The 16,311-nt window shown below is 50.6% G+C and carries 14 protein-coding genes; 12 read left to right on the forward strand and 2 right to left on the reverse strand.

Annotated features, from left to right (window positions below; all coding sequences use genetic code 11):
• Positions 1-22: 22 nt before the first annotated feature.
• On the reverse strand, positions 23-940 hold the full coding sequence (locus tag McpAg1_RS04310) for a phospholipase C/P1 nuclease family protein (RefSeq protein ID WP_338094063.1): 918 nt from the start codon (positions 938-940) through the stop codon (positions 23-25).
• Complete coding sequence (locus McpAg1_RS04315) at positions 918-1,046, reverse strand: hypothetical protein (RefSeq protein WP_338094064.1); 129 nt, start codon at positions 1,044-1,046, stop codon at positions 918-920. Before McpAg1_RS04315 ends, McpAg1_RS04310 begins: the two co-directional genes overlap by 23 nt.
• Before the next feature lie 197 nt (positions 1,047-1,243).
• Between McpAg1_RS04315 and McpAg1_RS04320 the strand changes: the two genes are divergently transcribed.
• From McpAg1_RS04320 to McpAg1_RS04375, 12 genes are all read left to right on the forward strand, one after another.
• Complete coding sequence (locus McpAg1_RS04320) at positions 1,244-1,696, forward strand: hypothetical protein (RefSeq protein ID WP_338094065.1); 453 nt, start codon at positions 1,244-1,246, stop codon at positions 1,694-1,696.
• Positions 1,697-1,701: 5 nt separating this feature from the next.
• Positions 1,702-2,580 carry a winged helix-turn-helix transcriptional regulator gene (locus McpAg1_RS04325; RefSeq protein WP_338094066.1) on the forward strand — a complete coding sequence of 293 codons (879 nt, stop codon included), beginning with the start codon at positions 1,702-1,704 and terminating at the stop codon, positions 2,578-2,580.
• Between the two features lie 382 nt (positions 2,581-2,962).
• The gene (locus McpAg1_RS04330) at positions 2,963-3,178 is read left to right on the forward strand and encodes a cation transporter (RefSeq protein ID WP_338094067.1); all 216 of its coding nucleotides are present in this window, start codon (positions 2,963-2,965) and stop codon (positions 3,176-3,178) included.
• A gap of 2 nt (positions 3,179-3,180) precedes the next feature.
• On the forward strand, positions 3,181-5,055 hold the full coding sequence (locus McpAg1_RS04335) for a heavy metal translocating P-type ATPase (protein ID WP_338094068.1): 1,875 nt from the start codon (positions 3,181-3,183) through the stop codon (positions 5,053-5,055).
• 114 nt (positions 5,056-5,169) lie between these two features.
• Entirely contained in the window at positions 5,170-7,968 is a 2,799-nt protein-coding gene (locus McpAg1_RS04340) for an aminopeptidase N C-terminal domain-containing protein (protein WP_338094069.1), read from the forward strand.
• Between the two features lie 395 nt (positions 7,969-8,363).
• Complete coding sequence (speD, locus tag McpAg1_RS04345; protein ID WP_338094070.1) at positions 8,364-8,780, forward strand: S-adenosylmethionine decarboxylase; 417 nt, start codon at positions 8,364-8,366, stop codon at positions 8,778-8,780.
• Between the two features lie 484 nt (positions 8,781-9,264).
• Positions 9,265-9,690, forward strand: coding sequence for a hypothetical protein (locus McpAg1_RS04350; RefSeq protein WP_338094071.1), 426 nt, complete (start codon positions 9,265-9,267; stop codon positions 9,688-9,690).
• Between the two features lie 141 nt (positions 9,691-9,831).
• Positions 9,832-10,101: an Asp-tRNA(Asn)/Glu-tRNA(Gln) amidotransferase subunit GatC gene (gene gatC / locus McpAg1_RS04355; protein WP_338094072.1), complete on the forward strand. Its 270-nt coding sequence runs from the start codon at positions 9,832-9,834 to the stop codon at positions 10,099-10,101.
• 2 nt (positions 10,102-10,103) lie between these two features.
• Positions 10,104-11,381, forward strand: a complete 1,278-nt coding sequence (gene gatA, locus McpAg1_RS04360) for an Asp-tRNA(Asn)/Glu-tRNA(Gln) amidotransferase subunit GatA (RefSeq protein ID WP_338094073.1) — start codon at positions 10,104-10,106, stop codon at positions 11,379-11,381.
• A complete protein-coding gene (gene gatB, locus McpAg1_RS04365) occupies positions 11,382-12,815 on the forward strand; it encodes an Asp-tRNA(Asn)/Glu-tRNA(Gln) amidotransferase subunit GatB (RefSeq protein WP_338094074.1) in 1,434 nt (477 codons plus the stop codon).
• 3 nt (positions 12,816-12,818) lie between these two features.
• Positions 12,819-15,629: a DNA topoisomerase I gene (locus tag McpAg1_RS04370; RefSeq protein WP_338094075.1), complete on the forward strand. Its 2,811-nt coding sequence runs from the start codon at positions 12,819-12,821 to the stop codon at positions 15,627-15,629.
• Complete coding sequence (locus tag McpAg1_RS04375; RefSeq protein ID WP_338094183.1) at positions 15,629-16,309, forward strand: phosphoglycerol geranylgeranyltransferase; 681 nt, start codon at positions 15,629-15,631, stop codon at positions 16,307-16,309. Before McpAg1_RS04370 ends, McpAg1_RS04375 begins: the two co-directional genes overlap by 1 nt.
• Positions 16,310-16,311: the final 2 nt, after the last annotated feature.

Below are 16,311 nucleotides of genomic sequence, written 5' to 3' on the forward strand. Positions count from 1 at the left end.
TTTTTTAATCATGATCACGATCCTATCCCAGAACATATATTGCAGTACCACGACAATAACGTGTAGCCTCTCTCACACAATCAGATGTAATACTGATTAACTCCGTGTTTGAGGACCAGGTGTTTTCATTGGTACCCATAATATAATCTACAGTACTGAGATATGGATAAATATAATCTGCTAGGTTGTATGCTGAGATTTCAACATCTGTGACTGCATAGTAATACGGCTCATTATGCATAATATTGGAATAATTTGCATTTAAGCTCCAGTTACTATTTAGATATTCTTCGTATCGCGTGTGTCGTATGTAATTCTGAATACCACTCCCAGTATGATATGGTTGAGACATGTCTGACATCATGTGGATAGAATGGGCTAATCTTCTAAACCCTTCAAATGTATTAGATTGATCAAGGTAGTTTTTCGCATCATTTGCATAGGTTTTGGCCAGCCCAGGAGCCCCAGTCCCAGAATAATGTGTTGCACAGTCTGCTCCTCCCCACCATGTATCCGGTTCTTTTCCATATATCCCGGCAATAATAGCATTTTCTGCACTTGCTCCTGCATACAAACAGGCATCTCTAGCAAATTCATTGTGGGGCCCTCCTTCAATGATACCATGTCCAGGATCATATCCTCCCCAATATGGTGTGATTCCAGGATCAGGTGCTTCAGATTGATCAATTTCAGCTAAAATATCGGACATGGCCAATCTGATAAGACTAACGTCGTTTTCAGTTACATCCGGAAATACAGCTTTTATTTGAGTTAATGCAGATACACGTTCATCTATCTCACTAGGTGTCAATAAGGCACTGGAATTCGTTCTCTCAATAATGTCATCAATAATTCCGACCGTAATTCCTCCTAGATGTACTTCATTGGAATTGATGGGTTCTGGGATTGCTATGAGTTCATTGGTTGCACTTACAGGCACAGTCATCACCACCGCTGCGAGCAGCAGGACGAGCAGTACCAATTTCGTTGAAATGATCTTTTTCCATTTCATTTTCGTTCACGTTTCCTGCAAACCCTTCCTTCATACCACACACCTGTTTGTTCAGGAGTACGTCGGATTTACAAACGAGCATATCTTCGATAACCCTATATGAAAAGATTGGACAAAACATAGTTTTTTGAAAAATATCTCTCAACCCAGTGTACTCCGGCGCATGGACGTTTCTGAAAAAACTATATTTTGACCAATGTATTCATATCATTTTATGAAAAAAAGTAGTTCATGAGATTTTCAATCTCGATTCTGGTAAGTATAGTAGTAGTACTGGCCGTTTGTATACTGCCTGTAGCCGCTGCCTCCTGTTCTGCAACAACAATTGACATGAAAACAGTTGAGCTGGGTGTGATATCCGTAACAAAAGCGCCACCGATTTATGGAGAAGTAAGACAGGGAGAAGTTGATCCCCACCAGTATTATGTACCCTCCGGACACAGGACTCTTGAAGTCTCACTTCAGTGGGATCATACAACAAACAATGATCTCTCCCTCGCCATGTATCCTCCCAATGGAAACCCATTAGTCTGGAATGATGCAAACGATGGACAGACAGATGGTGAAATATCATTGAGTACTCCCTTACCATCCCAGATGACTGGGAAGTACTGGAGTTTTGATGTCACCGGTCTGAGAGTTTCAGGAACACAAAGTTATACTCTTACGATAAATAGTTACTAATACGAATGTTTCAGAAAGAGAAACTTTGGGACCTTGTTGTGATTATCATCATAGCATTGATAATTTTTATTCCCTCAGTTTGTCTTTTTTTTATTGACGGTGGACAGATACGAGGCATCAATGATGATCCTGCCACCCGTCCAAATCTTCTTGGACAAAACATTGACGGCCTCAATTTCACTTCAGCTACCGGAAAAATACAACCTATCTATGACGACACAGAGATAGTTCCCCTTTCGTTTTGGCAGTTATCACCCAGAGAGATACTGTTAAGAGTCATTACCTACCCAATGGCGTACATTCCTCCCTCAACGGGAAAAATCATCTCTCTCCTCTACCTCGCATCCGGTCTCGCCCTCATCATACTCTACCGGAGAAAAACCAGCCGAAAAGATCCGGATCCAAACTCCCGCAGAGAACAAATTCGCAGATACATCAGTGAACATCCAGGAAAAAATACACAACATATCGCTGATGCCCTTTCTTTACCCCGCAGCTCTCTCACCTATCATCTGAACCGGCTTCAGGAAACACAGGACATCAGGCAGGTCCCATACGGCGGACGTTCACATTTTCTTCCGGCCAATACCGGTCTCACCGAAAACCAGAAAATTCTTCTTTCCCTTCTCTCCAAAGAAAAAGATCACCTGATACTTCAGACATTAATAAATCAGCCATCCCTTACCAGAAAAGAGATCGCCGCACAACTCGGTATTTCCACAACCACTGCTCTCTGGTATATTCACAGACTGGAACGGTCTCATCTGCTCACCGCAAAAAAGCAGGAGAGAAAACTTCGGTACAGTCTCACCCCTGAAATTGTGACGGAATATCAGGAACTTGCAGAAATATTTACACCGAAATCTGACGATCACTCGACCTGATCTTCCTCTTCTCAGAGCATCCATTCTCCGGTATCTTCAATTATGTCCATAAACTCGTTTATTGGCAACTAACGTTTGTCGTAGCTCCGTCCAGAGAAAAACGGAACGTATGCCTGTTTACTGTTTCGCAGATTCACAGGAATACACGGATATTTTCAGCATCACTACGAAACGAAAACATCACGAAAATATTTTTGAATTTGAGTTCCGTGATGTTCACGTCTGCTCCGTGATGTTTTTTTTCTGTGAAACTCCGTGTGTTCCGTTTTTCCGTGGGCGGCAAAACCTGACAGACAAAAACGGTATCTCCAAAGAAACTACCTCTCCTCAGAGTCACTTTTTGCATTATAACACTCGAACGCCAATATCACTGCAGAGCATCATGAAAAAAACATTCAGAATGGAAAACCTTGAATGCGCCCACTGTGCAGCACTCATGGAAACCGGCATCAGAAAAATCGACGGCGTCAGCGAAGCCTCGATCAGCTTCATGACCGAAAAACTGATCATCGACGCTGAGGAAAACAGATTCGATGAGATCATGACAGAGGTCAGAAACATCTGCAAAAAAATCGAGCCTGACTGCAGAATCAGATAAGAATGATCACAACACTCTCACCAAAACAACAAAAGACACTGATCAGAATCATCCTAGCCTTTGCAATCCTTGTCTCTGTGATAATTTTACAGCAGACGAACATCGTCAGCGAAACAGCAATCCTTCTCGTGCTGTATCTTGTACCGTACGCAGTTATCGGATATGATGTACTGACTCGTGCAGGAAAAAATATTTTTCACGGAAAAATTTTCGATGAAAATTTTCTGATGACAATCGCAACAATCGGAGCGTTTGCTCTCGGCGAGTATCCTGAAGCAGTCGCCGTGATGCTGTTCTATCAGGTCGGCGAACTGTTCCAGAGTTATGCGGTAAGCAAATCGCGAAAATCCATTGCCGCACTGATGGACATCAGGCCGGATCATGCAAACATCGAATCCAATGGACAGCTCATCGAAGTGGACCCAGGCGAACTGAAAACCGGAGACGTAATCATCATCAAGCCGGGCGAACGCGTGCCGGTTGACGGTGTTGTCATCTCAGGCTCCTCAGATCTGAACACCATGTCTCTGACCGGCGAGTCACTGCCGCGACCGGTTGATGCAGGAGACGAAGTCATCAGCGGATGTGTGAATATGTCAGGACTTCTTCGCGTGAGAGTTCAGAAACCCTACGGCGAATCAACCGTTGCCAGAATTCTGGATCTGGTGGAGAATGCCGCAGCAAAAAAAGCGAAGACCGAGAACTTCATCACAACCTTCTCCCGGTACTATACGCCTGTGGTTGTCGGAGTTGCGGCAGCTCTTGCAGTGTTGCCACCGATACTTTTCGGCGAGCCGTTTGTCGACTGGGTTGGGCGTGCGTTGATCTTTTTGGTGGTATCCTGCCCCTGTGCTCTGGTGATCTCAATTCCTCTGAGTTTTTACGGAGGAATCGGCGGGGCGTCGCGAAACGGAATTTTGATCAAAGGCGGAAATTATCTGGAGGCTCTGGCAAAGACAGAGACTGTTGTGTTTGACAAGACCGGAACGCTGACGACCGGTAGTTTCCGCGTTAATTCGATCAAACCTTCGGGAGAGATGACCGAAGAGCAGCTGATTATGTATGCGGCACTCGCGGAAAGTTCGAGTACGCATCCGCTCGCTGCCTCCATTCGTGCGGCGTACGGAAAAGAAATTGATCGGAGCGTTGTTGCAAATGTAACAGAGACCGCGGGAAGAGGAGTCTCGGCAGAAGTCTCCGGCAGAGTTGTTCTTGCAGGAAATGCAAAACTGCTTGCGGATGGGGGAGTCGCAATTCCGCCTTCAGCTCCGGCAGGAACAGCGATTCATGTGGCAGTTGATAAAATCTATGCAGGCTATCTTTTGTTTTCTGATACGGCAAAGCCGAGTGCAAAAAAAGCGGTAAATGATCTGAAAAAACTCGGCGTGAAACACACCGCAATGCTCACGGGCGATGCGGAGGCTGCGGCAAAACTGACGGCTGAAGAGCTTGGTATTGATTCGTATCGTGCAGGACTTTTGCCGCAGGAGAAGGTGTCCGGTCTTGAGGATATCATGGAAAAGTTTGGCGGCAGTACTGCGTATGTGGGTGACGGGATTAATGATGCCCCGGTACTTTCACGTGCAGACGTCGGTATTGCGATGGGGTCGCTCGGCTCGGACGCTGCCATTGAAGCGGCGGACGTTGTTCTGATGGATGATGATCCGGCAAAGGTTGCAACAGCGGTGAGAATTTCCAAGAAAACATTCTGGATTGTTCGGGAGAACATCGTCTTTGCTCTGGGTGTGAAGTTTTTCGTACTCGCTTTTGCTGCGGCAGGGTTTGCGACGATGTGGGAGGCGGTGTTTGCGGACGTGGGTGTTGCGGTGATTGCGATACTGAATGCTATGCGGACGCTGGGATTTTCGGAAAAATAATTTTTTTATTCGCGTCATTCGCGTTTCATATCCTCATCCTACCCTACCCTACCCTACCCTACCCTACCCACACCCTCATATTATCCAAACAACATATTAACAGACAGAAATCACATGTCTGCCGCAGAATATCGTTATCGTCCCTCAGAGTTTCCCGCCCCGCCTGTAGTCGTCCGCCACATCAATCTCACCTTTGACATCGCCGAAACACAGACCCGCGTCATCGCCGAGACCACCTTCACCGTTCTTGCAGAAACGCTCGACGTCCTCACTCTCAACGCGAAAAATCTTGAGATACGCAAAGTCCGCATCAACGGGAAAAATGCCCGCTACCTCTACGAAGACGATCTCTTAAAAATCCAGCTCTCGCACCCCTCCCACCGCGGAGCACACCTCACCCTCTGGACCGAAACCATCTGTCGTCCAACCTCGAACATTCTTGAAGGACTCTACTATGACGCAAGTCCTGCCGGCCTTCCCAAAACCCAGATAACCCAGTGCCAGCAGTGGGGATTTCAGCGGATTGCTCCCGTCATCGACGACATGCGGGCAAAAAGTACCTGGACCACCACCATCATCGCCGACAGCAGGTACACCAATCTCATCAGCAACGGCGACATCAAAAGTCCTCGTACATCCCATGACGCGACCCGCGACATCATCACCTATCAGAACAACTACCCCATGCCGCCGTACCTCTTTTTCCTCGGCGTCGGCACCTGGGACACCTTCACCCGCAGCCTCGAGTACCCTGACGGCAAAAAGATCAGACTCGAACTGCTCGCAGAAAAGGGAGCGGATCCTGCCGGAGCACGTGCTGCTCTTGACATCCTCGCCGACAGTATCCTCTGGACCTGTCTTTTCACCGGACCCGAACGCTACGAATCCCCTGACGTCCGGCTCGAACTCTACCGGCTGTGCAGAACCCGCGACAAAATTATTTCGGAAAACCCCGGCAACCCTGAAGCAGCCCTTGCCCCGATCCGCAGACAGATCTCAATCCTTGCCTCTGACCTCGTCTTCGGCTACCAGTACCCTTATGATGTTTATCGCGAGATCTCCATGCAGAACAGCGACTTCGGCGGCATGGAAAACACCGGCAACACCACCATCATCCAGAGCAGGATCATGCCGACTCCTGAGATCACCGACGCGTCGTATGAGTACATGATCGGCGTCAAACAGCATGAGTTCTATCACAACCTCAACGGCTCAAGCGTGACGGGAGACACTCCGTTCTCCATCTGGCTCAACGAAGCGGTCACCGTCATGATGGAGGATGACTACCTTTCCTTCCTCTTCGGCAGCGACTATATCCGGCTTCAAAACATTCTTCAGATTTACACTCCCGGCACCGGCACGTTTTCTCTTGACACGGGGGCAGCCGCGATGCCGATCGAGCCTGAAGGATTCAATGATCCAAACGATCTCATCACCTCGGTTACGTACGTCAAGGCTCCAGAGTTTGTTCGCATGATTCAGGTAATGCTTGGCAACCGTGCCTTTACGTGGGCACTGGACCTCTACCACCGCAGGTTTGCCGGCGGTAACGCTTCTCCCCGCGACTGGTTTGATGCGATGGAGAATGTCAGCAAGATTGATTTTTCCACCATGGCAGGACGCTGGCTCAAGCAGACCGGATACCCGACAATAACGGTGTCGGCAGCCTACAACGCAGAGGAGGAGGTCGCAGAAATTATTGTGGACCAGACAGGTTTCGGTGACCAGAGTCCTTGGATTTTTCCGCTGGTTGGAACACTCATCACCGACAAGGGTGTTGCCGTTGCTGAGTTCGTAGAAAAAATCGACGGTGCTCATCATGAGTTCACCGTCCCGTGCGTGGGAGCGTTCGCTGCCGCCATCTGGAATCCCGGCCATGCGGCCTACGTCCGCATCGCGAATGACGCTTCAGACAGCGAGCTCTATCTTCTTCTCAAGTATGATACTGATGTGGTGAGCAGGTTCCTTGCGTATCAGACCCTCGTCGACCGCGAGATGGCCAGACTCTGCCGTGACCCGGACTATGTTCCTGACTCCCGTCTCGTTGACTGGTATGTTGCTACGCTCTCAGACAACAATGCGATGCAGAGCACTGGGTCACTTTCCCTCACGATATTTGAGTCGGTGAATGATCCTGAGTTCACGCACCGCTATGCTGTACTCTACTCTGCGAAAAAGCGGTTCATGCGTTCTGTTGCCGCCGCTTCCGAGCAGCGTCTGCTTGCCCTCTACACGGCATACAATACTGCGGAAAAGCCGACGACTGCTCCGGCAGATCTTGCCAGGATCTTTAAGACACGCGCTGTCAAAAATCTGATCCTCTCTCATCTCGCAACACTTGACACGCCGGAGGTCTGGGATTTGATCAAAAAATCCTATGAAAAATCCTCGAATGCGACCAGCCGTATTGCGGCTCTGTCCCTGTATCTCTCAAGCACTGCGCCCGACCGCTTCGAGGTCCTGACGCTTGAGCTTGACCGGTCCAAGGCCGACCCTGTTGCATGGGAAAATTTCCTTGCCGCAGTTGCCGGTACTTCGTCTCCTGATACGGTTGCGTATCTCAGGATGATTGAGAAGTCGGAAAATTTCCATGTGGAGCAGGCAGGACAAGCCCGGTCTCTGTATCTTCGGTTTGCAAACAATCGCAAGTTATCTCTGGAGACAGAGGAGGGCCGAGCCTTCCTGCGTGATTCACTGATCTCGCTTTCCCGGGTAAACGAGTACATCTCAACCGGCATTCTCTCGGTCTTCTCGCATCTCGACAGTTACGATCAGCCAGTTCGCGATGCATGTTTTGCGATCCTTTCTGATCTGGTGGCAACAGTTTCTGACACCGAGGCTCCGGCAGTAATTCGCACGGCCCGCCGCATCATTGCGGGAAGTCCGAAGGCTCAGGAGGCGTCTACGAAATAATATCCGGAACCACTCCGAAAAACCGCGCGAAAAAAGTATCATGAAACGCGGGGAAACCCCTTCCCCACTATTATAATAAACAGAGAAAATGGTTTATATATCTGACTGAGCGCACCGCTCCTGAATGCCTGATTTTTTTATTCGCGTCAAATCATGCCAATTATGATTTTATTGAGTATAATCGTGTGAAATTCGTTTTTCTCAAAATATACTCACCTGATTGTTAATTTGAGCAAATAACTCTTTCAAATGCTGTTTTTATCAATTTTGCAGGGTTTTCCTCTTACGTTAATTTTAAATATGCATACACTGACCTATTATCATCCAAAGTTTGTCGGCGTAATATATTCTGAGTGTGGCCGCAGACTTTGAAAAGTATGGAGAAATCCCAGTCTATGAAACAGATGGTAGCAAATGGTATGACCGATCAGGAGGTCATTACAAGATTTAAAGAAGAGAACTGCTGGGGACTCTGCACCTCAATTGATCTCAAGGAATGCGATCCTGCAACGATCCGCGATGCAGACAAGATTCACCAGTTCGTGCTCGAACTCGCTGATCTCATCGACATGAAACGCTTCGGCGAACCGCAGATCATCCACTTCGGCCCCTGCGACCGCGTTGCCGGATACTCAATGACCCAGCTCATCGAAACCTCGCTTCTGTCGGCACACTTTGCCAACGACACGAACGCAGCATACATCGATGTCTTCAGCTGCAAAGAATACATGCCGAGCGTTGCCGCAGAATTCTGCAGAAAATTCTTCGGTGCAAAGGCAATGAACACGACGGTCTTCTTCCGCACAATCTAATCGCCGCACAAACGCTGCGGTGATGTGCCGCAGAATGCCGCACTCTTTTTTTTATCTGATAGTCTTCTCACAATATCTGAAAAATAATTTTTGTAGGTGGTCTCGCTTGGGGTAACCACTGAATGCACAGAGCACACAGAACCTCACGGAATAAAATGCACGGAATATATTTTTTTATTTTTTTGAAAAGGCAAGTGAGAAATAAATTTTAGCGAAAATCTTTCCGTGCATTCCGGCGCCGCAGGCGTTCTCCGTGCATTCCCGCGAAGCGGTGAGCAGACCAAAGGTATGTGATTTTCAGTGAAGCTCCGTGAAATTTCCGTGCATTCTGTGGTTACTCCAAGCGAAGCCAAGGACAAAAATAAAATCAACCGAATTTTACGAGAACACTCAACCCAAACGCACTTTCACACCGCGCGGTCTGATCTTTATATCACCACTCGGCATAGTAGTTGTATCACATACCCGAGGTGACCACAAAATCATGAAAACGCTCCACCTTCCCCCGCGCTTTGTCTGCAGGAGAACATCAAAATATCTCTCTCCCGAGAAAACCTACCGGCTGCCTGACGGCCGCATCATGTACATCAGCTACCACTCTAACCCAATTGCAAAAACCGCACGTCCCTACATCGCCGCAGACTGTATTGGAGAATCCGGCCACTGCGCATACATCCCTCCGCTCCCAATGCAGATCCTGCAAAAGTATCCCATCCTCAATCCAAAAAACATCCGCACCGTGACCGCAGCACAGCTGGAGCTTGCCGGACTTCTGAAAATTCCGCGGTCAGGAAATATCGTGAACAGCGCTGACCGGCTTGCTGAATTAATCGACTGGCTTGCCATCATGTACCGGCTTGAAGAGACGGTGGCCTCCGGCCAGAAGGACGGCGAGACCGCACTATTATAATACTCAGGACTCAGGCCTGCGCATCATGCAGGTCACCCCTGATTTCCTGCACAAAAATCCATCAATCATCATGATAGAGTAGTAACTCTTTTTACCCCAAACAACATCACCACTAAACTACTATTTACAGGTCGCAGAAAAATGGTCTCTGAAAACGATGTTCTTCATATAGCTGAACTCGCTGATATCGGCATCGCCACAGCAGAGCTCGGCAAATTCACCGAGCAATTCAACGCAATTCTCGAGTACTTTGATATCCTTGACACCCTTGAGGCAAAAGACTCCCTTGAACGCCCGCTCGTCAACGTTTTCCGCGAAGACGAAGTAAAACCCTGTCTTTCGCAGGAAGAGGTTCTCAGAAACTCTCACAACCCTGAGGACGGATACATCCGCGCACCGAAGGTGATCTAACAATGCAGGACACATACAACGCCTTCCTTTCCACCGTCGAAATTCCATCTTCGGCCAAAGGAGTACTTTCCGGCATCCGCGTCGCCGTCAAAGACAACATATCCACCAAAGATATTCCAACAACCTGCGCCTCCAAAATTCTTACCGGATACATTCCCCCCTACGACGCCCACGCAGTCGAACTCCTCAAAGCTGCCGGTGCAACCATCGCAGGCAAAACCAATATGGACGAGTTCGGTATGGGCACAACCACCGAAAACAGCGCGTTCGGTCCCGCCTTAAACCCGCGCGACACCTCCCGCGTGACCGGCGGTTCGTCCGGAGGCTCTGCAGCAGCAGTTGCCGGCGGACTTGTTTCGATGGCACTTGGCTCTGATACCGGCGGGTCGATTCGCTGCCCGGCATCCTACTGCGGCATCGTCGGACTCAAACCATCCTACGGCCGCGTCAGCCGCTACGGTTTAATCGCCTACGCCAACTCCTTTGAACAGATCGGCCCGATGGCAGCAAACGTCACCGACACTGCAAAACTCTTCTCGGTCATCGCAGGTCACGACCGCCGCGACTCAACTTCTGTTGCAAAGCCCTACGACTTCGCAGGACTTCACGCAGAGATCAAAGGAAAAGTCATCGGCGTGCCAAAAGAGTACTTCGGCGAAGGCGTCGACAAGGACGTTGCCGCATCAGTGGAAAAATCAATCCAGAAACTCGAAGAGCTGGGTGCAGTCACCCGCGAAGTCTCGCTGCCGTCCATGCAGTATGCACTTGCCGCCTATTATGTCACCTGTACCTGCGAAGCAAGTTCCAACCTTGACCGGTTCGATGGTGTTCGGTACGGACCCGAACCTGAGATGAACCTCCCCTGGCATGACGCATACACCAAAGTTCGCGCAGCAGGATTTGGTCCTGAAGTGCGGAGAAGAATTCTCCTTGGAACCTTCGCACTTTCCGCAGGCTACTACGGCAAATACTATGTCAAGGCCCAGCATGCAAAACAGTTGATCCGCCGCGATTTCCTGCGAGTGCTGACCGACTGCGACATTCTTGCAGGACCCACCATGCCCAACGTCGCACCAAAGCTTGGCGAGATGACCGCAAATCCGCTGCAGATGTACCAGACCGATATCCTCACCGTCCCAATTAACATCGCAGGAATTCCTGCAATCTCAGTTCCCTGCGGTACCGCTCACGGCATGCCGGTCGGTCTCCAGCTGATGGGACGGATGTTTGGCGAAGAGGCACTTCTCAACGCTGCACTTGCATTCGAGGAGGCGGCGTAAATGGCTGATGAAGAGATGAAAGTCATCATCGGACTTGAAGTCCACTGTCAGCTTGACACCGCTTCGAAATTATTCTGCGGTTGTTCCGCAGATTTTCGTGCGGACGCTCCAAACACGCATGTCTGTCCGGTTTGTCTTGGATTGCCAGGCGCACTGCCGGTCCTGAACAAGAAAGCGATTGAGTACGCGCTGAAGGTCGCCAAAGCACTCAACTGCACCATTCCTGAAGAGGGAGAGTTCTGCAGAAAAAATTACTTCTACCCTGATCTTGTCAAAGCCTACCAGATAACGATGGGCGACGACCCGCTTGCTATCGGCGGCTACATTGAGATCGAAGACGACGCCGGCAACCCGAAGACCGTCAACATGACCAGGATCCATGTCGAGGAGGATCCTGGCCGACTCGTTCACATGGGCAACAAGGAACGCGGACACTACACGCTTGTCGACTACAACAGATCCGGCATTCCGCTGATTGAGATGGTCACCGAGCCGGAACTCTCCTCGCCGAAGGAAGCACGTCGTCTCTTAAACAAACTGAGAGCGACCCTTGAGTACCTCGACGTCTTCGATCCTGAGAAGGAAGGCTCCATCCGAGTTGACGCAAACATCTCCATCAAAGGCTACGAACGCGTTGAGATCAAAAACATCTCCTCGTACAAAGGTGTCGAAAAAGCGCTGACCTTTGAGATCACCCGTCAGAAAAATCTCATCCGCAGAGGCGGAACCATCGCCCGCGAGACCCGCCACTTCCAGGAAGGAAAAGGTACCACCACCAGCGCACGGTCCAAGGAGACCGCAACCGACTACCGCTACTTCCCGGAACCCGACCTGCCGGTCATTCGCGTCTCGGACTGGGTAAAGGACATCGTCCTTCCCGAGCTCCCGGACGCACGCCGCGACCGGTTCATGCAGCAGTACGGCATCGCTGTAAACCATGCCCGGACTCTGACCGGCGACCTCCGGCTTGCCGAGTTCTATGAAGCGGTTGCTGACGTCGGTGCTGCAATTGCCGCGTCATGGATTGCCGACATCTTAATCGGCGAACTCAACTACCGCGACATGGCGCTTGGTGTTGTCACCGCGAACACACCTGCATTCAAGGAGATCATTATCCTTGTTCGCGACAAAAAGATCACTGATAAAGCAGGTGTTGAGGTCCTTCGTGTCTGGCTTGACAACCTCCAGACCGGAGCGAAGAGCGAGACCCCTGCTGAGATCGTTGACCGTCTCGGACTTGCCCGCGAGGAAGGAGAGTCTTTCAGAGTAATCGTTGAACAGATTCTTGCTGCCAATCCGCAGGCTGTTGCCGATCACAAAGCCGGAAAGAAAGGAGCTCTCAACTTCATCGTCGGTCAGGTCATGAAAGAAACCAAAGGAAAATCCGACCCGCGTGAGATTCACGCAATGATTGCGGAGCTTGTAGGAGAATAACCCATGCATCTGATCATCGCCGAAAAGAACATTGTCGCAGAACGCATCGCAGCCTTTCTGTCAGGAAAACAGAAAGTCCAAACCAAACGCGACGGCGTAGCAACCGAGTACACCTTTGGCGACACGATTGTTATGGGACTGCGCGGTCACGTGGTGGAGCTGGACTTCACCAAAGGCTACAGCAACTGGCGCAGCGAGGAACACCCGCCGCGTTCCCTCATCAATGCAGAGATCGAAAAGCATCCGACCGAGAAAAAGATCGTTGCCCTGATGCAGAAGCATGCAAGAAAAGCAGACCGCGTCACGATCGCAACGGACTTTGATACCGAAGGAGAGCTCATCGGCATGGAAGCCTTTGAGCTGGTCCGCGCTGTCAACAAAAATGTCAGCGTGGATCGTGCGAGATTTTCTGCAATCACGAAGGATGAGATCACCAAAGCAATCGATGAAGCAAAGTCGATCGACTTCAACCTCGCAAAAGCCGGCGAGACCAGACAGGTGATCGATCTTGTCTGGGGAGCGTCCTTAACACGTTTCCTCTCGATCGCCGCCCACCGCGGTTCCGACAGTATCCTTTCCGTCGGTCGTGTGCAGAGCCCGACTCTTGCGATGATCGTTGACCGCGAGAGAGAGATCGAAGCGTTTGTTCCGGAAAAGTACTGGATGCTCTCCCTTGCTGCAAAGAAAGGGAAGGAGGAACTCTCGTTCCGTCATGCCCACGGTCGGTTCACGATCAAGAGCGAGGCGGACGCAGCGTTTGCCGGAACGAAAGATCCTCTCACGGTGACCGAGGTCATCACCGGCAAGAAAACCGACAAAGCCCCAACACCGCTCGACACCACTTCTCTGATTGTTGGTGCAGGAAGGCTTGGCCTTTCCGCGGCGTCGGCAATGAACCGGGCTGAGGATCTCTACATGCGCGGATTTATTTCGTATCCGCGTACCGACAACACGGTGTATCCAAAGAGTCTCAACCTCCGCCAGCATCTGAAGATGTTTGCCGGCGACGAGTTTGAGCGCGATGCAAACACGGTCCTTGCGAACATGAGGGCCGCACCGACTCGCGGCAAGAAAGAGACCACCGACCACCCGCCGGTCTACCCGACATCGAAAGGCACGAGAGAAGAGATCGGCGATGATGCGACGTGGAAGTTGTATGAGTTCATCGTCCGCAGATTTTTCGCAACGCTCTCGCCTGATGCAGAGTGGAAAACGCTGAAGGTCAACATGACCGCAGCAGCCGAGCCGTATACTATTACAGGCGGGCGGCTCACGGTTCCCGGCTGGCGTGCGGTCTATCCGTACAGCAAAGCTGAAGAGAATATTCTTCCCGAGTTTACGGTCGGCGAGAAACTGACGCTTGCTGATAAATTCTGTGAGGAGAAGGAGACGCAGCCTCCTGCACGTTACTCACAGAGCAGACTCATTCAGAGAATGGAAGAGCTCGGACTTGGCACGAAAAGTACGCGCCATGAAGTTATCAGTAAACTGATCGGCAGAAAGTACATCGAAGGAAATCCGATGAAGCCGACAATCGTCGGCAGAGCGGTTACTGAGTCGCTGGAACAGTTTGCCGGAACCATCACTGCTCCCACCATGACCAATACGCTTGAAGAGCATATGGAAGAGATTGCGGCAGGAACCAAAACCATGAACGCGGTCCTGACCGAGTCCAAGACGATGCTCTCCTCCATCTTCGATGATCTTGAGGCGAACAAAGACGCGATCGGTCAGGATCTGATGGACCGCACGATCGAAGGACAGACGGTCGGTCCGTGCCCTGTTTGCGGCAAGCCGCTGCGGATTCGCCGTGCCGGCAGCTCGCAGTTTATCGGTTGTTCAGGATATCCTGACTGCACCTTCAACACGAGCCTGCCGCCGGCAACCTGGGGCAATGCGGTGCGGATGGATGAGGTCTGCCCAGTTCACCAGCTGAATCATGTGCAGCTCCTCCGCAAAGGCGCTCCTGCGTGGAAAATCGGCTGTCCGCTTTGCTCCCACATCCAGACCAATGCCGAGGCGTTCCGCATGCTGCCCGGCATGACAGAAGCTGGGATTGAGAAGCTGAACAAAGTTCACATCTATGCAATCTCGGAACTTGCGAGTATATCGCCTGACGAGCTGATGAGGCGTTTGTCAATCGCCCGGCCTGAGGCTGAACAGATGATCGCTGATGCGGAAAATGTTCTTGCACTCCTTCGCAAGCGCACTGAGCTGAAGAAGTTCATCTCAGCTCACGTTGCCCCACGACGCGGACGCGGCCACTCGAAGGTCAGCAATGCATTCTTCTCCAAAGGAATCGTTGATGTTGCGGGTCTCTCAAAAGCAAAGATGAGTGACATGACCTCGTCTGGTCTTTCTGAAGCGGAAGCAGAGACTCTGCTCTCCGAAGCCAAAAAAGTTGTGAACATTGCTCAGATGAAAGAGTACGGTGTTCCAACCGTTACGCTGAAAAAATATGTTGCCGCAGGGTATGAAAATCCTCAGATCTTTGTTGCGGCAAACCCGGCAGGTCTTGCTCTCGCAACAGGAGCGTCGGTTACGACGATCTGCAAACATCAGAAAATTGTTGCAGAAAAAATTGGCGTTGCTCCCGCAGAAGCGGTCAGCAAAGCTTCGTTTGATGAAGGAGTTGCGACTCTCGCTCCTCTTGAAATTGAGCCTGAGATGCTCGCATCTCTTGGTCTTGCGGGAGTGTACAGTTGCGATCTTTTGAAGAAGGCGAACATCGAAAAACTTGCCCGACAGACCGGCATTGATAAGGAAATTCTGTCGGACTTAAAAGCAAAAGCAAAAATGGTGTGTGGAAAATGATGAACTGGAAAGAGTGGAGACATATTACCAAGCTTGATCCTGACAAGGTTTTAGGCGATGGTGCGATTGCAGAGATTGCGGCAAGCGGAACTGATGTTCTGATGCTGTCAGGGACACTGGATGTTACGCCGGAAAAACTTGCAGACCTGTACGATCAGGTCCGCGACTCAGGACTCCCTGTTGTGGTGGAACCTGCTGACCCGACCGGCGCAAGATTTGAGGGAATGGATCTCGTGTTTGTGCCGACCGTGTTCAATGCGGCGCATCCGATGTTTGTCTGCGGCCTTCACAAGGAGTGGGTGCAGCACTTCCCGATCGACTGGAACAAGGTTGTCGGCGAGGCATATGTGGTGCTGAACCCTGCGTCATCGGTTGGCAAACTGACGCATGCAAAGTGCGATCTGACTCCTGAAGAGGTCGCGGCCTACGCGGTGGTTGCTGAGAAGTACTACCGCATGCCGGTGTTCTACATTGAGTACAGCGGAACCTACGGCAATCCTGCTGTGACGAAGGCGGTCTCTGAGGCTGCCGAGGATATTGTGGTGTTCTACGGCGGCGGCATCAACTCTGCTGAGAAGGCGGCGGAGATGGGGCAGTATGCTGACGCGATTGTAGTGGGCAATGCAGTCTACGATGCGGGACCTGCGGTTTTGAAGGATACCGTTAAGGCGGTCCGATAACC

The organism is Methanorbis furvi, from assembly GCF_032714615.1.
In the GTDB taxonomy this organism is placed as follows: domain Archaea; phylum Halobacteriota; class Methanomicrobia; order Methanomicrobiales; family Methanocorpusculaceae; genus Methanocorpusculum; species Methanocorpusculum furvi.